The following is a 21,713-nucleotide window of genomic DNA, read 5'->3' as shown; positions in this document are numbered from 1 at the left end:
AACGAAGTCGGGTCTCCAGTCCCTGAAGGAGAGAGGAGTGAAACTCGGAACACCCAGATGGAACCTCGAACGTCTGGCAGAGGGGAAGAAGGAGAAACACCGTCAGGACTGTCAGAAGGTCTCCGACGTGATCGTTCCCTTACGTCGTCGGGGGATGTCCTTGCGTGGAATCTGTGAGGTTCTGAACTCCTCTGGGATGACCACTGAGCGTGGGACCAGATTCCACCCCTCACTGGTTTCTCGAATGGTCAAAACACTGGAGGTGGTTTGAGATGAGACACCTCTTCCTCATGGGAACACTCCTGTTCCCAACTTCAGTTCTGGTCTCACCAACTGGGGCACTTGCTCATCACCACCAAGTCGTGAGGGAGACCTGTAACGCTTACCGCTACACCGAGACCTACAAACCAGGGCACTACCTACCCAATGGAATCTGGGTTTCAGGTCGGATAGTTCAGGGGCAGGTCGAAATCCCTTGCTCTTCCTATGGGACTCCTGCTCCAGTCGTCGCCCACCACCCGCACTATCCCCACACACCAGTCCCAGTGGGTCAACAGCAGGCACAACCGCTGGTGGTCAATAACCAGGCGATTGCTCCACAGCAGCAAAGGTGCGATGGAACCCTTGCCCGGATGGGACTTGGTGGGATCCTTGGGGGAGTTGCTGGTCGCTACGCCGTGGGAGGCAGGAAGTCGAACAAGACGATCCTGGGAACCTCGATCGGTGCTGCTGCTGGTGCCCTTCTGGGGAGGGCGACTTGCTGAAGACCCTCACCTTTGTCTTTGGGCGCTTCCAACCACCAACCAAGGGACACGCTCGTCTTCTGGTTGCTGCTCGGCAGTTCGCTGGTGATGGGGAGTTGAGGGTCTATCCGTCCAGGACCCAGGACGCCAAGAAGAACCCGCTGACCCCAGAGCAGAAGCACCACTTCCTCCGACTGGCGTTCCCGTCCATGGCGTCTTGCTTTGTGGATGACGAACGGGTGCGGACCGCTCTGGATGTCCTGACCCTGGCGAGTGAGGAAGGGTTCCAGAAAGCGGTGATGGTGGTTGGAGGCGACCGGTTGGAGACCTTCTCTGCTCTGACCGCCAAATACAACGGAGACCTCTACGACATGGAGGAGATCGAGGTGGTCTCCGGAGGGGATAGGGATCCGGAGTCAGATGGCGTTGAGGGCATTTCTGCAACTCAACTCCGGGTCGCAGCAGCGGCAGGGAACCAGGCGCTGTTTTCTCTGGGACTCCCGGATGACTTGCCCCGTGAGGTGGCGAAAGAACTTTTCGATGCCGTTGCTTCTGGTCTTGGAGGTACCCCGTGATTCGACTGCTGATGCTGGTTGCTTGTGGTTACTTGGTTTGGACCAACCCTCAGGCACGGAACTTCACCACCAACTTCCTGAGGGGGTCTGCTGACTTCATTGACCAGCAGACCGAGAGAGACCTTTCTATTGGTCAGAAGATTGACCGATTGCTTGGGAACAGGAGGTAGCGAGTCAGTAGTTCAGTGTCCCTGTTTTCGATGGAGTGAGAAAGGTATTTGCATTGCGAACTTGGGCAACAACTGCAACACGAGTACGCATTACGTGCAAGAGCACTAATTCCTCTACGATGTAAAGGGGGTGATTGATGCACTCGCGACTGGCAGAGAACGACTCAAAGGAGCGAATGCATGCGAAATCCATACATTTATAATTTACACTGACAACTTGAAGATAGACGTCCAGAAATCCTAGGCATTTCCGAGAGAATCGTAGAGGCAGAGGATGAGATTTACCCTCAGGCGCAAAGCAGTCAAGTTATTTTCATTCGTCCAAAGGATTAGAAATTTGCAGCGAATCCCGCATAAGCGCTCAATCAGACAACACAGATATGCTAGATTAAGAAAATCTGTAGGAGGAAGAAGAGGTGTCCGCATTAAATACTCTCGGTCTTTTTGACGGATATAACCTTTATTACAAGATTTCCACCGAATTCCCTGGAGAAGATGTTCCGATAATATCCCCCGGCATCCAAGATCAAGACGGAATAAGTATATATCAACCCGTAACCTATGCTTTCAAGAACGACTCAATTAATTACGAGAAGAGCGTTACGCAATGGCGAGATGGAGCAAGAATTGCAGTATCATTCAATCTCTGGAAGGAAAACACAGTAGGGTGGAATGACTGGTACGTAATTGCTGAATACACAGACGAAGCAGGCAACACGGAAGTACTTGATTCAAGAGGGGTATTAACTGTTTCGCAAACCGACTTGTCAAACCCGTATACATATGAATACGAGGAGAGCAGCAGCGAACCAACTGACATCACCTTATCTTCTCTATCCTTTAATGAGAACATAAATTCATTGTCAATCGTGGCACTGTTGTCGACAGTCGACGCGGACAAGGATGACAAGCATACATATCAACTAGTAGAAGGTCCTGGCAGCGTAGACAACCATCTTTTTTCCATCAACAATCCTTCAGAAGTCGATATCCCAGAAATAGATGGTTTTTGGGGCGCCCCTACAGATATATTCGGAGGCATTCCCGGAGATTCCGGCGATGCGAACACAATCCCTGCAGAATTAATTATAAATCACTATCCAGATTTTGAAACTAAGTCGTCCTACTCAATTCGATTGCAAACCAAGGACTCTGCTGGTCAGACCTTTGAGAAGTCATTCAACTTGACTGTCATTGATCTGGATGAGGATCCCTCAAAAGTAACTTTTACACCCACGGATATCTCAATATCAGCATCATCCTTTTACGAGAACATCGCAGGTGGATCTGCAGTCGCGACCCTGAGCACGACAGACTCAGATGCAGGTGATAACCATGCCTATTCACTGGTCACTGGGACTGGAGACACCGATAACAGCGCATTCACAATTGATGGTGATCAACTCCACATTAATGAATCACCAGACTTTGAAACCAACTCTTCCTACTCAATACGACTACAAACCACAGACTCTGGTGGTCTAACCTTTGAAAAATCATTTACTTTTAATGTGAATGACTTAGAAGATTCTCCTTCCAGTCAATTAGCAATTCCACACAGAAAGTGGACACAATTACTAGGAACATCAGATGATGACTATGCATTTTCCATCAGCACTTCTGATGATGGATCCATCTACATCACGGGTTCTACCAAGGGGGATCTAGATGGGCAAACAAATAGTGGAAGTGCTGATGCATTTATCAGTAAGTACAATAGTGACGGATCTAGGCAGTGGACACAATTACTTGGAACATCAAGTCACGATTACGCATTTTCCATCAGCACTTCTGACGATGGATCCATCTACATCACGGGTTCTACCCCTGGAGATTTGGATGGGCAAACAAATAGTGGAAGTGCTGATGCATTTATCAGTAAGTACAATAGTGATGGATCTAGGCAGTGGACACAATTACTAGGAACATCAAGTCACGATTACGCATTTTCCATCAGCACTTCTGACGATGGATCCATCTACATCACAGGTTCTACCCCTGGAGATTTGGATGGGCAAACAAATAGTGGAAATACGGATGCATTTATCAGTAAGTACAATAGTGATGGATCTAGGCAGTGGACACAATTACTTGGAACATCAAGTCACGATTGCGCATTTTCCATTAGCATTTCTGACGATGGATCCATCTATATCACGGGTTATACCTATGGGGATCTAGATGGGCAAACAAATAGTGGAAGTGCTGATGCATTTATCAGTAAGTACAATAGTGATGGATCTAGGCAGTGGACACATTTACTAGGAACATCAGATTATGACTATGCATCCTCCATTAGCATTTCTGATGATGAATCCATCTACATCACGGGTTATACCTATGGGGATCTAGATGGGCAAACAAATAGTGGAAGTGCTGATGCATTTATCAGTAAGTACAATAGTGATGGATCTAGGCAGTGGACACAATTACTTGGAACATCAGATTATGACTATGCATCCTCCATTAGCATTTCTGATGATGAATCCATCTATATCACGGGTTATACCAGTGGAGATTTAGATGGGCAAACAAATAGTGGAAATACGGATGCATTTATTAGTAAATACAATAGTGACGGATCTAGGCAGTGGACACAATTACTAGGAACGTCAGATTCTGACGAAGCAGAATTTATCAGCATTTCTGATGATGAATCCATCTACATCACGGGTTCTACCAGTGGGGATTTGGATGGGCAAACAAATAGTGGAAGTGCTGATGCATTTATTAGTAGGTTTGCCTTTAATAAGTCACCCACGGATATCTCAATATCAGCATCATCCTTTGACGAAAACATCGCAAGTGGTTCTGCAGTAGTAACCCTGAGCACCTCAGACCCAGATTCAGGAGACAACCATACCTACGCACTGGTCACTGGAACTGGAGATACCGATAATGCTTCTTTCACCATTGAGAACGATAAACTAAAGATCATTGAGTCACCAGACTTTGAAACCAAGTCTTCTTACTCAGTCCGACTGCAAACCACAGACTCAAGTGGACTGACCTTCGAGAAGTCATTCAACTTGAGTGTGAATGACATCAATGATGCGCCAACAGATTTATATCTTTCTTCCGGCGATACATTCAATGACCATTATGTAGATATAGATAATGCTACATCATATTACGGATTGGATTCCGGAACTTTTAGTTCAGTCCGTACAGTTGCAGCACTATCAAGTCAAGACCAGGACCATGCTGACCGTCATAGATATAAGTTAGTCAAAGGAAGGGGTGATAGAGACAATCACAAATTTAAGATCGACGGCGAGAATTTGATGATACGAGAAGTACCTACCTCAGAAGACAGCACCACGATTTATAGAATTCGGATCCGCACAATTGATCTTGATGGGGGCAGATATAGAAAGAAAATAAAACTTTATCTACGACCATTACCAGAACCATGCGCATGCCTTCCACCTCAGGACCCAACTCCCATTAACTCTGAATCCATTGACCCTGAACCCATTGACCCTCCAGAGAGTGGTAATCCTGCACCAGGAGACCCTGGTCCTGCTCCTGGTCCTCCAGGGGGTGCACCAATAGAACCTGATCCTGATCCTGGTCCTCCAGGGGGTGCTAATCCTGCACCAATACCAATAGACCCTGGTCCTGGTCCTGGTCCTATCAACCCTGGTGTTCAATCCATCAATAATCTCCCCATGGTGGATGAGATATCAAACTACGAACTGAGAGAAGCAGTTATAATAAGAAATCAGGTTGTTTCAAATATCATTCTCGGGACGTCTAAAAAGGACATCATCACAGGTACACAAGATGCAGAAATACTTGTTGGATGCTTGAATAAAGATCAACTGGAAGGGAAGGGTGGAGGAGATGGTTTCTTGTTCCACAAGCGCGATGATTTTGGAAAAAGTAAAAAAGATAATATCGTTGATTTCGACCCTACGGAGGGCGACTCAATTCTTATCGATGGAGACGTCTATGGAGTAAGTTCTGCATTCGACTTTGAGGCGGTTGAGAACAAAAAGTCAGCGAAACAAGTCGCAAAAACATCGGTAGATTTTATATACAACGAAAAGAATGGGAATCTTTACTTCAATGAAAATGGCGCAAGTAAAGGTTGGGGCGATGGCGGTTTTTTCGCAAAACTCATAGGAGCACCTGAATTAGGTGCGAGTGACTTCACGATCGTCTAAGTCCCAATTAGTAGAGACCTTCAGATCCTCAGTGGCAGAGTCTCCGCACCAGCAAGACCTATTTGCTGATTTCATCGACCAGCAGACCGAGAGAGACCTTTCTATTGGTCAGAAGATCGATCGACTGCTGGGCAACCGATAAGACCCAAGACAACCCTCGACCCCCTGGACCTCAAAAATCCTGGGGGATTTTTTTGTCAAAGTGGATTTGATATTTCGTTTGCTCTTTAGGTGCGTTGTAGGGTTGGGTCTCTATCGTTTTTATATTGACCCCTATCTGTTGTTTTGACTTAATATCAGACGGGCGATAGCGTCAACGGTCAAATGAACGGAAAACTTCTTGTAGCAGGAATCGTTATATTCTTTCTTCTTTTCTTTGTATATGAATCTTGGTTGATGAGGGGACTTCCTCATTAGTCAAAATGGCAAAACCCCACTTCGGCAAAAAGCGGGGTTTATAACTTTGGAGAGTTATTTCGCAATAGGTGGTAGAAAAACCTATATGGATTTCATCACTAACATTCTGTATGTGATTATTTATTTGGAGTGCTGAAGCAAGTTCTTAGACCAAACCCGACCAGTGGGAATCAGAACTTCTTAACTTGCGTATCTTCTTATCCCTGGCACTGAGAAACTCCCTTCTCTCTTTGCGTCTTCTCTTCACTGCGTCCTTAAAACCCTTTGCTTCAGCAATCAGGTTTTCCTGTGCGAAGACCACATCGCTTCTGAACTGCTCAAAAGTTTTCATCTCTCATTCCTCCTCTGAAGGTTCTTGTGGTGCTGACTGACCAGACCATTCCCAGGAGCAATCTCTGAAGGTCCCATGGCACCCGTGAAGGGGAATGCTTTGAGGTCCTGTCCAGTGACCATGCTGGAGTTCATATCCCGCATCTGCTTAAACACCTGCTCCTGAGGAACCTCCTGTATCCCATCCGGAATGGTCCCCATTACAGGATTTGAGACCAGAGTTTGGAACCCACCATTCAGTTGGTTCTTTTTGATCATGACTGTGCGGTAGAACCGCTTGTCATCCTGTGCTCTGACCGCATACAACTCATTTGGTTTCAGTCGGATATTGAGGGGTCTGGAGTCATCTCTGTAGGAGTGTCCGTCTCCAGTTGCTTTAACGAAGTTCTGAAGGGTCTCCGCATAGAAGGACACTGCTGGTGAGGTCTTGTTGTGAGGGTGCTGGTTCATCTCTTCTTCCTGGTCCCATATGACTCCTCAATCAACTCAGTGATGAGTTGGTCAGTGGTCATCCTGTATCTCTTTTTCTCTTCCTCGAACATCGCATGAACAGGTGTTGGCACCCTTGCGGTAATGGTCTTTGTGCTCATATCAACTCCAGTTTTGATTGCTTACGGGTCTTATAGAGGTGCTTTAGAGCAAACTTATGAACATCACACCTTGTGGCAATACCTAAATCTTCCATTAGGTATTGCTCCATTGGAAGGTAGATAGGAACTTCCTTCGTCTTATAGGACATCATGAACTTGTTCTGATTCTTTGGTGGCAAAAGCATTCTCTTTGATTTCTGTTGGGTATACGTGAGGGGTTTATTGGGAACTTGAGATCTATAGTTTTCACAGTGTTAGATCGCAAGAGATACAAAACACGCCTATATTTATTTTGACATTTTTATTGTTCTTTCACCTCACTTCGTTCGGTGAAACTCCCTTCGGTCGTATCTCTTTGATTATTTATTACTGGACTAAGACATGATTTGGTCAAACCTCTATGTATTATATAGACAAATAGATATTTCCAGAATCTATCTCTTTTATATCTACCTATAAGTTCCCTATCAACCCTGACAGAGTTATTTTACTTGCTATTTTACACCTTGTCAAGTCAATATGTTTCCCTTATAATATATCGAGTAGAATGAAATAAGGTTCTAATGTCATTACAAGACCAATATCTCCAAGCAGTTATTCGATCATTGTCTCCATATCAGAAGCACCAGTTTAGAGACGGGACTGGATATAAGGTTGCTTGTCCATTCTGTAGAGACGCACAAAAGAACGATTCCAAAAGCAATGAGAAGTGTGCTGTCATCTACCCAGTCCCTCAATCCTTCTCTTACTTCTTTTCATGTAATCGTGGTCTGAATGGTGGGAAGGGAAATCAAAGGTGTTCCTACACAATGAAGTTTTCGACCTTCCTAAAACAATGGAACCCCCCTCTCTACAGGAAATATATCCGTGAGAAGGAGGTTGCTAAGCAGTTTCTTGCTCAGGAGTCGAGCAACTGAGTAAGTGAATAAAAGGGGAGTTATTACTTTCTGTCTCCTGGTCCCCAGAACCAGGGTTTAACGAGGGTCAGAAGTCCTCGAAGAACTTATGTAGTGAGAACCTCGGCGGATCGTCCAAAGGGAGTGTCCGCACAAACTGATTCAGGTTCCAGACCGCATACTTCTGGTAGTTCTGACCAGGGGTCCAGCAGAGAGAGAAAGACCTCTGCTCACCCCCATAAGAAGCAACACAGACAGGGTGTCCTGTCTTTTTTCGCATACGGAATGTTCCTTCGTCAGCAAGGTCCCGCAGGAAGTTCTGAATCCTGCGGTTCACCTGTGCTGGTTTCATGGGTCAGACAGCACTCTCAATCGATCCAACTAATGCGTAAGGAGGGACTGAGACCTGTCCGCTCTCCTCAAAGTAGAGAGGAACTGAATAAACATTCTTCGACCAAGCATGACGGGTCTTCTGGGGTTGATAGAACTCCTCACCACCAGTTCCTATCTGAACCTCCGTCGCAATATGGATTAATCCATCACCAGCATCTTTGGTGCGATACATACGGGAAAACTTGTCCCAATCACGACCGCAAGAATGAATAATAAAACCCAAATGATTGTCGTATTCTTCCTTTGAGAGAGGAGTGAATCTCTCATCCATCTGACCCAAATAAATCAGTTCATCCAAAGTGGGTTCATTATAAGGAAGCATCTCCTCCAACTCATCCAGTTTTTCCAGATCAAAATAGAAAGTATTTCCCTGCGTATAAGCATATTGGACCTTAGGAGCATCAACACTTTCGATTATGTTTCCATCCTCGTCCATAGTTCTCATTCCATGAACGAGTGAGAACTCATCACGGGTAAGAGGACAATAAAGTGCTTTATCAGTTTCTGGATTATGGAAGACAGAAACTGGAACTGCTTCTCGATTGTGTCGGACATGACCCATGGAAGACAGTTTCAGAATCTTTTGATGGAACTTGTCTTCTGAAACCTTTTCAGCATCAGCAATATCAAATCCATCTTGCTCCTTTTCCTTGACGAAACGGAGTGATTCCAAAAGGGTCTTGCGGTCCATCAATAACAGACCATTTTGACGAATCAACTTGTGCGGTTTTTGAGGTTTTCCAAAACCCTTACCAGCAGTTTTTCTGGACTTCTTCTTAGACATGAGGACTACTCCTAAGGATTGTTTTATGTATTTCTTAGGAAGGAGTTATAAAGGTGGGTTCCCTTGCTTTTATTCACCTATCGAATGCTCAAATAAGAGCAGAGTTGGCAGATTGGATCTGAACTAAACCCAGGCGAAGATACGATCAACAAGTTCTTCTACTTGATTCTCTTCTTCGTTTGTTTCACAAACATCTGAACAAATACTTTCCTTCAGGTTTCCACATTCACCATCAAGAACAAGAGTCGCAATGGTGTAGTTGCTAAAACCGATTGATTCAGAAAGGTAATCATCAAAATCAGAAGGGGACACATCGTCTCCATTACACTTAGTTTGATATTTGTCTGAGAGTCCATACAAGTTCTTTACTTGCTCATCGGAAAGATTCTTAGCAATCTCCAAAGCATTGGTGAGTTCGGAAATAGTTTCTTGGAAGACGTTAGACATGAGGATTAACTCCGATAAAGTGAATGAAAAATATGCTTATGGTGTTTTTACCAATAGGGTTTTAAGTCGGTTTATCGACTATTGATTAATCAACCAATCAGTTCGAGAACTTTGTCTCGGATACGATCTTTTTCGTCAGTATCCTCTTCGTCAAACCATTCGGGGTCGTTCTCAAAAGAGTGGTCGAAAATCGAGATCTGTGTGTAAATGAAATCGTCGAGATCAATACCAAACTTTTTAACGATATGATTGATTAAATCGTTTCCTTCTTTCGTGCCCTCTTTGGGTGCTTCGCTTTCACTCCAGACAACACTACTCACAATCGAGTAGTCAAGTTTTTCTTGATGCTGACTAATCAAATCAGTCAGAACCATATTACGAACAAAAGTCGCAGTCGGATAATCCATTTGTTTGGAAAAAGAATATGGGATTTGTTTTTTCTCGGTGTTCTCTCACCGATAGGGTTTTGAGTCGGTTTATCGACTGTTGTTTGTCTTGGGAAGGAACCCTCCCTTGACCACTTCCATATAATAAACGATTTCTCTACGTTGTCCCGTAGAAAGAGACACTTCTTCGGTGCGACTTTTCCTCTATGAAATCTCTACGACCATTAGTAGAGTGACCCTGACGACGATGGTCAGGGGTGAAGAAGAAGGACGACTCACTCCAGACGTTCCGACGTTTCGTGGTGGAGAACCCATACACGGGTTCCACAGAACAGATCGTGAACCTCTCCTGTGGTCTGTTTGACCTGAAGGAACGACTGGATCCATCGACCTACCAGGTCTACAAGGAGGAATCGGGAATCCAGGACAAGATCTTCTCCAAGTTGAGGGTCATTGGAAAAACCCTCTCAGGACTCTCCACGAAACACCGTCAGGAACTGATCAAAGGTCTCCCCTCCTCCTATTCGACAATCCACATCCTGTGTTCCCTGAAACCAGAGGAACTCCTCAACTCAGTCCGAACCAAGAACGTCACCCCCTCCACCACCGTTAAGGGAGTCACCCAATACGTCCGTCAGGTCAAATCACCCCACCTGACCACCCCAGACGGTGAGAAGGGACGTTGGGGGTCAAAACACGAGGTGATGTGGAACGTCCTGCGACCTGACGACGTTCCTCTGGAAGGAGAGACCCTGAAGACGCTTGAGGAAGACCTCAGGAGGGTTTGTAAGGAATACGGGTTGCTCCTCCAGAAGACGACCACAGAGGGATCTCTCACCATCCGTCAGAGGGAGTGGAGTGACTACTCGGTCTTCTGGAGAGGAGTCCTGGAGAAGGAACTGACCCCGAAGTGGTTCCTGGAGGTTCCTGAGGACATCAAGAAGAAGTTCGACCTGAAGAACGTGGACGAGGTGAGAGACACACCTCTCCGTCAGTTCACGGGGTTCCTGATCCACGTCGATGGAGGACGGGAGAAGTTCTGGGAGAAACACGGTCAGACCTACGTCGCAAAGGTCTGCTTCCTGATGGGTCACACCGAAGACGCAGGAACCAGACACAACCTCAAACGAAGGTTGGAACAAGTTTTAGGCGATCGAAAAGAGTTGTCTATTTGGTATAATTTGATGATCAAAAATAGTGGAATCAATCCACCCCTTTAGATCTCCTCTGGAACCATAAAATCTTCCCCTTCAGGGATAAACTTTCCACCCAAACCAAGAGCATTATTCATCCTCGTGAGATTCTCCGTATCCAATCGATTCTCTGTATGATCATAGTGTTTCTTTAGATAAGTGTAATCACTACCCATATTTTTACTCAGACCCTCAATAGTTGTTCCATTGTATCGGCGGATTGTGTAATAGAGATGTCTGAGTGCGTAAGGCGTTAGGCGTTTCCCAAGTCGTTCATCTTCGTTCGTGAACTTGGTCATTTTGTAAAACTGGTTTCGGAACTCAGATGTAGTGAGAGGAGTTCCATCAAGGTGGCAAAAAACGAAATCACTCTTCTTTTTATGCTTTGACTTATCAAACACTCTCTTCAGGAAAGAACCACCCATGGCATTGACCTGACGAGAACCAGTTTTTGTTGACTTATGGACCTGGACAAGACAGCACAGGTTCTTAAACTTATGATCTTGATTATTACGAATATAGAACTCAACATCCTTCCTACGAATCTTACAAACTTCACCAGGACGCATACCACAGTTGGCAAGAAAGAACATCATCTGATAAGAAATCCAAGAGTCCCAAACCTCTTCCTGACTACCTTTGAGCGACCTCACCCACTCACGGACACGTCGAGAAAATATCTTCCATTCGTGAGGTTCCCAAGAGTCCCGACGAACCTTGTCGTTCGGAGTCAGGTTCTCATCATGGAATGGAAGTTTAGGAGTATTAGGAAGGTATGAGTTCTCAATACCCCATTTCCAGATTTCACGGATTATACCCATCTCATTCTTAATCGTGTCAGAACTGGGCGTTCCAAGTTCTTTCCTTGTGTTGTTATTGATCCTCCAGGTTTCCCACTCGTTCCATACGGATAAAGGAATCGTCCGAACATCCGTTTTCTCACCTAAGAAACGAATGAAATAGTTGGACAACTTCCCACGAACCAGTTCATATCTTCCTTGAGTAATACTCTTATCTCCACGATCCTCTTTCCCTTCCCACTCTCCACGAATCCGAACCTCCTTGGTCTTAAGGAACTTCTTCACCAGTTCCAGAACAGAAACCTTATTGGGACTTCCTCCCTGTCTCAGAAGAACTCTCAACTGGAGGACTTCCTCTTCTGACTTCTCGATCGCAGTTGTCCTATCAGAGGTCTTCAGGGACTTCCGAACCCCCTTAGAACCAGGAACAGGAATACGAAGTTGATAGGTCCTGTCTTCGACTGGAAGGTGAGTTTGTGTGTCCAAACGCTTGTAGACATATGGAACCTCCGCATCCGCACTGACACGCAAGTGAGTCAGTTCCTCATACATCCCATAGGACTTTTGGTTGTTCCCTCTGTTGTTCCGACTTCCCACTAAAAACGAGTTCCTTATCGACCGTATTTCCATTATAGGACGATCTCTCTACGATGACTCGTAGAAGAGTCACTTCCTACGTTGTTGATTTCTCAATGACTTCTCTACGGACACAAGGGGTCTACCCCGTAGAGAAAACTGCTTCTCTACGAGTTCTCTATAGAGAGGTGAGCAGACCTCTACGTGAAACCTACGTGAAACCGACCCCTCCAAACCCCAGTCAAATCGGTGAAGTATCCGTCGCGTGTCGGTTACGTGAAACCACCAGATCCGTTCTATGACTGGATTCTTCCCCCAGTGACTATTCCCACTCGATTGTACCAGGAGGTTTGCTCGTAATATCCAAAACAACCCGATTTACTCCTCTTACTTCATTGACAATTCGATTGGAAATCGTTTCCATCAAGTCATAAGGAAGGCGTGACCAATCCGCAGTCATGCCATCTTCGCTGGAAACGCACCTTAATACAATTGGCCACGCATAAGTGCGTTGGTCGCCCATCACTCCAACAGAACGAACAGGAAGCAAAACGGCGAAAGCCTGCCAGACATCATGATACAGCCCTGCGTCACGAATCTCTTCACGTACGATCAGATCTACATCGCGTAGACAATTAAGCTTCTCATCAGTGACTTCTCCAAGAATCCGAATAGCTAATCCAGGCCCAGGAAAGGGATGGCGACACACAATCTCCTCTGGTAAACCAAGGCTGCGGCCGACTTTGCGTACTTCGTCTTTGAACAAACTGCGAAGCGGTTCCACCAATCTGAATTGCAGGTCCTTGGGCAGACCGCCCACATTGTGATGGCTTTTGATCTTTACGGCTACCCTTTCACCGGTTTTGGAATCGAAGTTAGTGCCAGCGCTCTCAATCACATCTGGATAAAGCGTCCCTTGAGCTAAGTAATCGAACGGTCCAAGACGCTTGCTTTCTTCCTCAAACACCCGAATAAACTCAGTACCAATGATTTTACGTTTATCTTCTGGATCAGTGATATTTTCCAGCTTGTCAAGAAATCGCTTGCGCGCATTGATGTATTCCACATGGATATTAAGCTTTCGATCAAATAAATCCATCAAAAACTCAGGTTCTCCTTTCCGCATAAAGCCCTGATCAATAAACATGCACATGAGCTGGTCGTCTATTGCCTTTTTCAGCAAAAAAGCAAGCGTGGAGGAATCAACGCCTCCTGAAAGGGCAAGTAAAACCCGTTTATCACCTACTTGTTCGCGCACCAATGCTACAGCTTCATCAATAAAAGCGGCAGCTGTCCAGTCTGGATCACAGCCACAAATTTGGTGAATAAAATTGCGAATCAAGACCATCCCATCTGTAGAGTGCGCCACCTCTGGATGGAATTGCACGCCGTAAAACCTGCGCTGCAAATGCGCCACCGTTGCCTCAGTCGTTTTGGCGGTATGGGCCAAACGCACAAAGCCTTCAGGTAAAGTCTTGACCGAATCACCATGGCTCATCCACATCGTAGAGCCGCTATTCACATTGATCAGCAAATCGGCGGGATCATCTACCTCAAGTGGGGCCTTGCCGTATTCCGCATTACCAGCAGCAGCTTCAACAACACCCCCCAGCTGCTGAACCATTAATTGCATGCCATAACAAACACCCAGTACCGGAATACCAAGATCCCAGATCGCAGGATCACAAACAGGCGCATGCTCAGCGTAAACCGAGTTCGGCCCACCGCTAAGGATGATTCCCTTCGGCGCCATCAGGTAGAGCTCATATGCTGTGGTGGTGTAACCAAGAACAACTGAAAACACCTCAGCTTCGCGTACGCGACGGGCAATCAGTTCCGAGTATTGAGACCCGAAATCAAGGATGACGATGGCCGGCTGACGCTGACCGTCGGACGAGGGCTGGGACATCGCTCCAGGTGTGTGCCGCGCTGTGACAATCGTCAATCCATCAGTGTAAAGAACCGCTCTTCCGCTATCGGTCCACGCCAGCGTAAACGACGGCTGCGATCAAACAACACAGCACCAATTTGCATCGGCCAATCACCATAGCGAGCCACATACTCTTGACTGCGTTGCTCAACTGTTGATGCCAGTCGTAACCACAGGTGATTAGCAGCGACTGAATCTAATGCCTCCAGTCGCTTTAAAGCATCGTTCACCGAGGCGGCTTGACGAAGTAGACGTAAATGAAACAACGACAGCCCTGCGTCGAAACCGAGGGCGGTTAACACCTCCATGCGTCCATCTGCAAGGTGATGATGCGTGTGGAAAATTCCACCAGCAAGCTTGATCAGTTTACCGTGGTAGCCGAGGAGCAAAAGGTTCTGGACACCTGCTTCAGCTGCTGCAACCATCACCGGACCCAACCAGTTACCTACCTTAAGCAAAGGCTTGAGTTGAGCCTGACGGGCTAAATCCAATCCATTTTCTCCTATGACCAGCACTAGGTCCTTTTGAAACTGCTGGTCTGCTTTGAGTCGGGCTAGTTCTAACAGCACCTGTTTCAGTTGATTAGGCGCTGCACTGTGTTGTACTTCGGCTTGAGTTCCGATAAGAGCCAGTCCGTCGACAACGCCAAAAGCAGCATTACTGGTCCGTAAAGCCAAATCTCGCCCCCTCGGGAGTACAATCTCAACAGTTAGGGCCCGATCCAAGGGCAATAAATTACGTACCAACAAATCTCGGGCGTAAGTAGAAATGCACAAGTCACCACCTGGACCCTTAGTCCCAACGCCTGTTCCAGCCAACAGCTGCAATCCTGTCTGATTATCAGGTCCCCAAGACACACGTACCCAGATTTCGAGGTTACGAGTGAGGTCGAGTATTAGCCCTGGGTCGCAATAACTAATCGCCAAAGCCTGTTTGCCATTATCCAATTGTGCTGCTGAGATCACAGGCACCGAGACTGGGTCGGGACGATCTGAGAGTTCTACTTGCACTTGAGCAGCAAACGGCTGTCCAAGTAGTGCACGCAATGATGCTTTAGCCGCTGCAGCTACCCAGACCGGCAAAGTCAACCCGGAACTCACTGAATTTGGAATGGCCTTATCAATGATGGATGAAGCACTGTTTTCTAGAATCGTCGCTTGGCATTTCCCACGCCATGCAGGATAAGCTCACCTTGATGATTCCGGGCCCAACCCCGGTTCCAGAAACGGTGCTCAAGGCGATGGGTCGTCATCCCATCGGTCACCGCAGCGGTGAATTCCAGGCCGTCGTGCGACGCACAGCTAAGCAACTAAGATGGCTACATCAGACCAGTGGCGATGTGTTAGTGATCACTGGCAGTGGCACGGCGGCCATGGAAGCAGGAATTATCAACACCCTCAGTCGTGGCGACAAAGTTCTCTGCGGAGACAATGGCAAATTCGGGAAACGCTGGGTTAAGGTGGCCCGCACCTATGGACTTGAGGTGGAGGTCATAAAAGCGGAGTGGGGACAACCGCTTAACACTGAAGCTTTTCGTACCGCGCTTGAAGCAGACACGGCAAAGCAGATCAAAGCAGTTATACTCACCCACTCGGAAACTTCCACCGGCGTGATCAACGACCTGGAGGCTGTTACCAGACACGTCAAGGCACACGGAACGGCGCTGACTATTGCAGATTGTGTAACTAGCCTCGGAGCCACCAACGTCCCGATGGACACTTGGGGAATTGATGTAGTGGTCTCAGGATCTCAGAAGGGCTACATGCTTCCGCCCGGACTTAGCTTCGTCGCCATGAGCAGCCGTGCTTGGAAGGCCTACGAACAATCAGATCTCCCTAAGTTTTATTTAGATCTTGGCGCTTACCAGAAGACCGCTGTCAAAGACAGTAATCCTTTCACTCCAGCTGTGAATCTCTATTTCGGCCTGGAAGCTGCTCTCGAGATGATGCAAGAGGAAGGTCTTGATACGATATTTGCGCGCCATGCACGTCATCGAACAGCGGCTCAAGCAGGTATGGAAGCCATCGGCTTACCGCTTTTTGCTGCCCAAGGCTATGGTAGCCCCGCTATCACCGCCGTTGCCACAAGAAGTCTTGACGCAGAACAACTGCGCAAAGTAGTGAAGGAAAAATTTGACATCCTTCTAGCCGGCGGGCAGGATCATCTCAAAGGAAGAGTGTTCCGCATCGGCCATCTGGGTTATGTGTGCGATCGTGACATTCTGGCTACTATCTCTGCTATCGAAGTTGCTCTGCAGTTCCTGGGCCTTCAAAAGAGCAAAGTGGGTTCTGGAGTTGCAGCGGTGTCCGCGATACTAAACCAAATCTAAAACACAATTGACGGACGCGAGTGAAATCGCCTTAAAATGAAATAGACAGCCGCACACCATTCTCCGGAACTATGAAATTATCTAGGTCTGGTCTGGCCATCCGGCCGTTTTAAGAACGAGGTTTAATCAGTTGTATCACTTGTGGACCAACTGCACTAGCGCGCCGCTCATGGCTGAGTGCTTGAAGAATGAGCGAACCAGCATCTGAGATTTGCCCAGCTTCGGCACACTGACGAGCCCGATCGAATAAATCACGAGCTGCTGATTCATGATCCTGTCGCTTCCCAGAAGCGGTCTCAGATCGTGCCAGAATGAGCGACAATGGAGTTGAGGTGCATCTTTAGCAGCCATTCTACCGTCCAAAAGGTTAACAGCCAATATTTTTCTATTAAAAAGCCCCCAGAGTCATCAACCGGACTGAAACTGTTAGGAAATAATGACCACTAGATATTCAGTTCTAAATGTGTTTTCACGCAGAACCTCTGATACATCCCCGTAATAGATCGCAACAGGCTCTAACCCATCAAAACCCTGGTATGTGCCAAGGCGAAATCCAAGTTTTCCAGTTAGTAATCCATTTTTGATAAAGGAGGCCTTCGGGATAGATAGTCAACACGCCTATTGTACAGACTTAACGGAAGAACTGACAGTGTTTGAGTATAAACGGCGAACACTAGCAACTGTGTCCCCCCCCCCATCTCTTTCTGGTATCTCTCGCTACTGCTGTGCGAAGCAGTGGTGCTGACTCATGGTCTAGGAACTAATCTTAAGGCAAGCGCGTCTTGTGGGTTCTGCCAGTTCGTCGCGGCATTTAAAGCAGCTGGGTCTATGCTTTGCGGTAGTTCAGGAACATCCCCGAACAAAATCTCAACTACGTTCGAAGTGACTAACCAACTACTTTATTAGACACATTGCTCACATTTTTGAGCTGATAACGAAGCTATAGCCACCATCTTGTTTCCTAGCACTGCTAAACTCTGAGAATAAATCAAGACAAAATCGTGATGGCTTGAGTCAAGCCCTCAATAGGTGTGGGTGATTTGGAAGGACATGAACAATGTCAAGAATCAGATAATCATTACTTAAAACCAAATCAATTAAGTATGGTGCTGACTCAAATCAAGCTGATATGGCTGCATTAACTCCCATGTCTCCTCTAGCAACGCTAATGCTCTACCTGGTAGCTGGAACTACATTAGGACTATTGGCATTGTTAAGTGGAATTCCCGCAGCGCCACTCGCAGGCGCACTGCTTGGGGCTGGTATCGTGAGCATGAGTGAACGCTTAGATTCGGCAGTGTGGCCAACTGGAACACGTACCGCTCTCGAAATCGGTATTGGCACAGTGATTGGCACGGGGCTGACACGAGCATCTTTAGAGCAATTACACAGTCTTTGGAGACCGGCCCTGCTGATTACCGTTACTCTTGTTCTTACGGGGATTGTGATTGGCCTTTGGAGCAGTCGGCTGTTCGGTATCAACCCAGTAGTGGCCCTTCTAGGAGCGGCACCCGGAGGGATCAGTGGCATGAGCCTAGTTGGGGCTGAATTCGGAGTCGGAGCAGCGGTAGCCGCCTTACACGCAGTCCGCCTGATCACTGTTTTATTAGTGCTTCCCCTAATCGTTCGTCTCGTTCTTTCATCAATCCTTGGGCAACACTAATCAGGATCAAACAGCGAAACTCTAGCCTATACGTTGGGCAAACTAACCCATGACCTATGCCTCGCTTCGGTTATCAGTTTATCCTCACGACGCTTACTCTTGTCAGTACGCTATTTGGAGGCATTCAGGTTGTACGAGCAAGTAATGCAACCGAAGAGAAAGGCGCCAGGATTTATTGCTTCATGCGCTCGAGTGGCAATAGTCACATTGTGAGTTGGAACGCGGCTTATGCTGTCATCAAACGACAAGGTAAAACTTTGTTCAGAACATCACCTGAACATGCATCTGTGATGATCACTGAAGCTGTGGTCAATGATCCTAGAAAGTTCCCTGATTGCGGTCAATTCCTTGGCGATTTGTTTAGCAGTCCATCTAATAAAGCCTCAACCACACCCGTTGGCACAAACGCCACAGCCATCAATGACGAGCGCTATAGCTATTGAGCATCTTAGAGTCGCTGCACTTTTCTTCGCTTCCGCTTTACTTTTGCCGTTTAGTACTGGCTGCCAGTCGAAGCTGACTAACAGATCTGTGCCGCATAACAGTCCTATCTCTGCAGTAACCAGTTGTCTGAAGCAGTTCCAGACCTCAGAACTGGATGGTGCCCTTAAAGTGTGCAATGAGGCCATTGTATCAACTCCTAATCAAGCTGAGTTGTTGCGAGATCGAGCATTAGTTCACATCCTTAATGGCAATTATCAAGAGGCATGTTCGGATGTTGCTGCTGGCTTGGAGCTGATTCGAGGAGCAGTGGCAACCGTCGGGTCGATGCTGCACTACGAATTGGAGGTGCGTCAGGCCACATGCGAGCACTCGCTAACTGCCCGCAGTAATAATTAACGCTGAAGACTCTATATGTGAAGATCCATCAGAATGCGATTGGCTCAGCCTTATTTGCCTAATCCAAAAGCTGAGGTGGTGTGATAAGAATATTAAACAACATAATCAATTACTTTATCCTACTCATGTAGCCATGCCAACAATAATCGTTGAATAATAAATAACTACAATTCTATGGTGAAGCACATTGCTGCTAACATTGCCCAGTGCTCAACTAGTGGTGGGCGCCCGAGTCGTGCTCTTCGATGCCTTCTCGTCATTAATCAACCCAATAGTTACGTCTATTAGCTCTATTTGCCGGCAAAATAACTTGAATGATGCTGATTTTAGCTACCCAAACTAAAACTGTTTACTCTACCTGGGTCACTAAACAAAGCTAACGGATAGGCTAAAATAGCAAACTCAAATTAACTGCTAGGACATTATGTGTCTTACTTTAGAGTCGAGGCTGAATAACGGCCGACGACATTGTGTTTGATGGCTGGGTCAACTGGCTGTGGGAATCAGTTAAGTGCATTCGCTTTGCACTATCAGTGAGCAGCGTAAGTCACTCCTGCAAGAGTAATCAGAAGTCAAACTTCCTTGCAGGGCACCGTTGCCTAACTTCTGACAGGAAAGTGAGAAATTTATCTGTTTAGACTCGGTTAGCTGGTAAACACTACACTAAGTTGTGACGGGCAGCGGCGAACACTATGCTCCCGATACAAAAAGTTGATGATTATTTGGAAAAATCTAAACATGGATAAACAGTGGCAGTAAGGTACAGCAGCGCCAGGCAAATGGTTTTTTCAGAGCAGCCGCGATCCAATCGAGATGCCGTTTAAGCTATGCCGGTTTCAACCGATTAATTCGGATGCATAGTAGGGATGCAGTTTTTCTTGACGAGCTCTGTCCCAAGTTGCGCGTTCGGAAGTGGCGTCAATCTTTGCATACTTTTACCGGAAAAAGTTGCATTTATTGCGGTCAACTGTCAGAGTCCATCGATCATCTTGTTCCGCGCGCTAAAGGGGGCTTAAGCGTTACCGAAAACTGTGTGCCGGCTTGTCTCTCCTGCAATGGTCTTAAGTCAAATGCCGACGTCTTTGAGTGGTATCGCTGCCAGCGCTTCTATGACCCACGCCGTGCCATGGCTATTCGTGCATGGCGCTGCGGCGATCTGCATCTTGCCTTACGTCTGCTGCAATGGACCCAACCGAATCAGCTATACTCGCCCTTAGCTAATCAGCGAACATGCTTTAGGCAGCCTAAGCAGAGATTAGCGAAGTAGTCCTAAACTAACGAACGGGTTGTGGTTTACCTTCTGGGGATTTTTAGTTTTTCAACCAGCTTGAGCATGATTAAGATGCCAAGCTGCGTAGTCCAACCAGCTAAGTCTTGAAAATACAAGTAGCAGGTGGCTCTGATACTAAAGTATCGCGCTTATAATGGAGCGATGCAAGACTACCAATGCTGTCGGCATTCGTTGAGCGATATAGCCCTCTACCAGCGGGTACACGCCTTCTCGTATTGGGGGGTGGGTACAGCGGCCGATACTTAGTACAGCTAGCCCGCTTGTTAGGCACGTCTGTGTTGTGTACCAGGCGACAAGCCAAAAAGTCTGATGAGGGCGATGCTGACTTGGTGTTCAACAGCAGCAAGGGGCTGTTACCTAGTCCAGAGGCTCTTCAAGGTGTCACACATCTGCTTAGTACAATCCCCCCTGAGCAGCGAGGTGGCGATCCCGTGCTTTCTACGCTGTTACCAATGTTGAAAAAACTTCCTCTGAAATGGGCGGGCTATCTTTCCACAACTGGTGTCTACGGAAACCGTAATGGTGAATGGGTCCGGGAGAGCGACTGTCCGAATCCTGAACTACAACGCAGTCGCCGTCGATTGGACTGTGAACGGTCTTGGTTGAGCTCAGGCTTACCAGTCCAGATCTTACGTTTACCAGGAATCTATGGCCCTGGGCGTTCTATTCTCGATTCAATTAGGCAGGGAACAGCCCGCTTGATTAATAAACCCGGGCAGGTTTTTTGTCGTATTCACGTGGAAGACATTGCTGGCGCATGCTGGCATCTGATCCAGGATTCCGGTTCTGAACACCGACCAACAATCGTCAATGTGGTGGATGATGAGCCTGCAGCGCCTGCTGATCTCGTCCGCTATGCAGCTGACCTTCTTGGTTATAAGCCGCCTCGCCAAGAATACTACGAAGACATATGCAATGAAATGAGCCCTAAGACAAGGTCTTTTTGGAATGAAAACCGCCGCGTCAGCAACCGGCTTCTTTGTCATGAACTAGGCTATTCCCTACTTCATCCAACCTATCGAGAGGGCTTAAAGGATTGCCTAAAACAAGACAAAGTTAACTGGACTCCAATAGCGTCCACGGGCCACTAAATTGACTGCCTGGGCTCAAGCTGCTGTTTGTTTGATATATCGGCAGAAGAACTGAGGCTATCGGCAAAGCGGCGCCAACTGGGTATCGGTTGTTGATTGC

At 46.9% G+C, this 21,713-nt stretch carries 26 protein-coding genes; 14 read left to right on the top strand and 12 right to left on the bottom strand.

The genetic code is table 11. From position 1 onward, the window contains the following. Positions 1-37 precede the first annotated feature (37 nt). Both ABWV55_RS01415 and ABWV55_RS01410 read left to right on the top strand, forming a co-directional pair. Positions 38-271: a hypothetical protein gene (locus tag ABWV55_RS01415; RefSeq protein ID WP_353292816.1), complete on the top strand. Its 234-nt coding sequence runs from the start codon at positions 38-40 to the stop codon at positions 269-271. Continuing rightward, entirely contained in the window at positions 210-764 is a 555-nt protein-coding gene (locus ABWV55_RS01410; RefSeq protein ID WP_353291981.1) for a hypothetical protein, read from the top strand. Before ABWV55_RS01415 ends, ABWV55_RS01410 begins: the two co-directional genes overlap by 62 nt. Here the strand turns inward: ABWV55_RS01410 and ABWV55_RS01405 are convergent. After that, a complete protein-coding gene (locus tag ABWV55_RS01405; protein ID WP_353292815.1) occupies positions 671-928 on the bottom strand; it encodes a hypothetical protein in 258 nt (85 codons plus the stop codon). The two genes, ABWV55_RS01410 and ABWV55_RS01405, sit on opposite strands and share 94 nt — an antisense overlap. Here ABWV55_RS01405 and ABWV55_RS01400 point away from each other — a divergent pair. Further along, on the top strand, positions 824-1,318 hold the full coding sequence (locus ABWV55_RS01400) for a hypothetical protein (protein ID WP_353292795.1): 495 nt from the start codon (positions 824-826) through the stop codon (positions 1,316-1,318). The two genes, ABWV55_RS01405 and ABWV55_RS01400, sit on opposite strands and share 105 nt — an antisense overlap. Beyond that, a complete protein-coding gene (locus tag ABWV55_RS01395) occupies positions 1,315-1,488 on the top strand; it encodes a hypothetical protein (RefSeq protein ID WP_353291980.1) in 174 nt (57 codons plus the stop codon). Before ABWV55_RS01400 ends, ABWV55_RS01395 begins: the two co-directional genes overlap by 4 nt. A 4-nt stretch (positions 1,489-1,492) precedes the next feature. On the opposite strand, the gene ABWV55_RS01390 is transcribed toward ABWV55_RS01395, so the two are convergent. Together ABWV55_RS01390 and ABWV55_RS01385 are read right to left on the bottom strand one after the other, a co-directional pair. Further along, positions 1,493-1,681, bottom strand: coding sequence for a hypothetical protein (locus tag ABWV55_RS01390; protein WP_353291979.1), 189 nt, complete (start codon positions 1,679-1,681; stop codon positions 1,493-1,495). 393 nt (positions 1,682-2,074) lie between these two features. Further along, complete coding sequence (locus tag ABWV55_RS01385; RefSeq protein ID WP_353291978.1) at positions 2,075-2,308, bottom strand: hypothetical protein; 234 nt, start codon at positions 2,306-2,308, stop codon at positions 2,075-2,077. Between the two features lie 49 nt (positions 2,309-2,357). Here ABWV55_RS01385 and ABWV55_RS01380 point away from each other — a divergent pair, with 49 nt between their 5' ends. Then, positions 2,358-5,657 (top strand): SBBP repeat-containing protein, encoded by a 3,300-nt coding sequence (locus ABWV55_RS01380; RefSeq protein WP_353291977.1) that lies wholly within the window; start codon positions 2,358-2,360, stop codon positions 5,655-5,657. Between the two features lie 744 nt (positions 5,658-6,401). On the opposite strand, the gene ABWV55_RS01375 is transcribed toward ABWV55_RS01380, so the two are convergent. The 5 genes from ABWV55_RS01375 to ABWV55_RS01355 form a co-directional block, all read right to left on the bottom strand. After that, entirely contained in the window at positions 6,402-6,710 is a 309-nt protein-coding gene (locus ABWV55_RS01375) for a hypothetical protein (protein WP_353291976.1), read from the bottom strand. Positions 6,711-7,978: 1,268 nt separating this feature from the next. Next, the gene (locus ABWV55_RS01370) at positions 7,979-8,242 is read right to left on the bottom strand and encodes a hypothetical protein (RefSeq protein WP_353291975.1); all 264 of its coding nucleotides are present in this window, start codon (positions 8,240-8,242) and stop codon (positions 7,979-7,981) included. Positions 8,243-8,245: 3 nt separating this feature from the next. After that, the gene (locus ABWV55_RS01365) at positions 8,246-9,067 is read right to left on the bottom strand and encodes a hypothetical protein (RefSeq protein ID WP_353291974.1); all 822 of its coding nucleotides are present in this window, start codon (positions 9,065-9,067) and stop codon (positions 8,246-8,248) included. A gap of 123 nt (positions 9,068-9,190) precedes the next feature. Further along, positions 9,191-9,514, bottom strand: coding sequence for a hypothetical protein (locus tag ABWV55_RS01360; protein WP_353291973.1), 324 nt, complete (start codon positions 9,512-9,514; stop codon positions 9,191-9,193). A gap of 89 nt (positions 9,515-9,603) precedes the next feature. Continuing rightward, on the bottom strand, positions 9,604-9,888 hold the full coding sequence (locus ABWV55_RS01355) for a hypothetical protein (protein WP_353291972.1): 285 nt from the start codon (positions 9,886-9,888) through the stop codon (positions 9,604-9,606). Positions 9,889-10,090: 202 nt separating this feature from the next. Between ABWV55_RS01355 and ABWV55_RS01350 the strand changes: the two genes are divergently transcribed. After that, positions 10,091-10,264 carry a hypothetical protein gene (locus tag ABWV55_RS01350; protein WP_353291971.1) on the top strand — a complete coding sequence of 58 codons (174 nt, stop codon included), beginning with the start codon at positions 10,091-10,093 and terminating at the stop codon, positions 10,262-10,264. Beyond that, entirely contained in the window at positions 10,239-11,120 is an 882-nt protein-coding gene (locus ABWV55_RS01345; protein ID WP_353291970.1) for a hypothetical protein, read from the top strand. Before ABWV55_RS01350 ends, ABWV55_RS01345 begins: the two co-directional genes overlap by 26 nt. Here ABWV55_RS01345 and ABWV55_RS01340 read toward each other — a convergent pair. Continuing rightward, entirely contained in the window at positions 11,117-12,445 is a 1,329-nt protein-coding gene (locus ABWV55_RS01340; protein ID WP_353291969.1) for a site-specific integrase, read from the bottom strand. The genes ABWV55_RS01345 and ABWV55_RS01340 overlap by 4 nt on opposite strands. 98 nt (positions 12,446-12,543) lie before the next feature. On the opposite strand from ABWV55_RS01340, the gene ABWV55_RS01335 reads away from it, so the two are divergent. Beyond that, complete coding sequence (locus ABWV55_RS01335) at positions 12,544-12,771, top strand: hypothetical protein (protein WP_353291968.1); 228 nt, start codon at positions 12,544-12,546, stop codon at positions 12,769-12,771. A gap of 20 nt (positions 12,772-12,791) precedes the next feature. Here ABWV55_RS01335 and guaA read toward each other — a convergent pair whose 3' ends face one another. Further along, the gene (gene guaA, locus ABWV55_RS01330; RefSeq protein WP_353291967.1) at positions 12,792-14,378 is read right to left on the bottom strand and encodes a glutamine-hydrolyzing GMP synthase; all 1,587 of its coding nucleotides are present in this window, start codon (positions 14,376-14,378) and stop codon (positions 12,792-12,794) included. A gap of 32 nt (positions 14,379-14,410) precedes the next feature. Next, the gene (gene cbiD / locus ABWV55_RS01325; RefSeq protein ID WP_353291966.1) at positions 14,411-15,499 is read right to left on the bottom strand and encodes a cobalt-precorrin-5B (C(1))-methyltransferase CbiD; all 1,089 of its coding nucleotides are present in this window, start codon (positions 15,497-15,499) and stop codon (positions 14,411-14,413) included. A gap of 74 nt (positions 15,500-15,573) precedes the next feature. Here cbiD and ABWV55_RS01320 point away from each other — a divergent pair, with 74 nt between their 5' ends. Next, complete coding sequence (locus tag ABWV55_RS01320) at positions 15,574-16,728, top strand: alanine--glyoxylate aminotransferase family protein (protein WP_353292794.1); 1,155 nt, start codon at positions 15,574-15,576, stop codon at positions 16,726-16,728. Positions 16,729-16,837: 109 nt separating this feature from the next. Here the strand turns inward: ABWV55_RS01320 and ABWV55_RS01315 are convergent, their stop codons facing one another. After that, positions 16,838-17,050, bottom strand: coding sequence for a hypothetical protein (locus ABWV55_RS01315; protein WP_353291965.1), 213 nt, complete (start codon positions 17,048-17,050; stop codon positions 16,838-16,840). An 807-nt stretch (positions 17,051-17,857) separates the two neighbouring features. Between ABWV55_RS01315 and ABWV55_RS01310 the strand changes: the two genes are divergently transcribed. The 5 genes from ABWV55_RS01310 to ABWV55_RS01290 all read left to right on the top strand — a co-directional run bounded on the left by ABWV55_RS01310 (position 17,858) and on the right by ABWV55_RS01290 (position 21,613). After that, positions 17,858-18,391, top strand: a complete 534-nt coding sequence (locus ABWV55_RS01310; protein ID WP_353291964.1) for an AbrB family transcriptional regulator — start codon at positions 17,858-17,860, stop codon at positions 18,389-18,391. A gap of 56 nt (positions 18,392-18,447) precedes the next feature. Further along, complete coding sequence (locus ABWV55_RS01305; protein ID WP_353291963.1) at positions 18,448-18,834, top strand: DUF6554 family protein; 387 nt, start codon at positions 18,448-18,450, stop codon at positions 18,832-18,834. Beyond that, positions 18,788-19,231: a hypothetical protein gene (locus tag ABWV55_RS01300; protein ID WP_353291962.1), complete on the top strand. Its 444-nt coding sequence runs from the start codon at positions 18,788-18,790 to the stop codon at positions 19,229-19,231. Before ABWV55_RS01305 ends, ABWV55_RS01300 begins: the two co-directional genes overlap by 47 nt. Positions 19,232-20,084: 853 nt before the next feature. Next, positions 20,085-20,498, top strand: a complete 414-nt coding sequence (locus tag ABWV55_RS01295) for an HNH endonuclease signature motif containing protein (protein ID WP_353291961.1) — start codon at positions 20,085-20,087, stop codon at positions 20,496-20,498. Positions 20,499-20,677: 179 nt separating this feature from the next. Then, the gene (locus tag ABWV55_RS01290; protein ID WP_353291960.1) at positions 20,678-21,613 is read left to right on the top strand and encodes an SDR family oxidoreductase; all 936 of its coding nucleotides are present in this window, start codon (positions 20,678-20,680) and stop codon (positions 21,611-21,613) included. Positions 21,614-21,713: the final 100 nt, after the last annotated feature.

The sequence above is a fragment of the Synechococcus sp. M16CYN genome (genome assembly GCF_040371545.1).
Lineage (GTDB): Bacteria > Cyanobacteriota > Cyanobacteriia > PCC-6307 > Cyanobiaceae > Parasynechococcus.
This window is presented reverse-complemented; position numbering and strand designations above follow the sequence as displayed.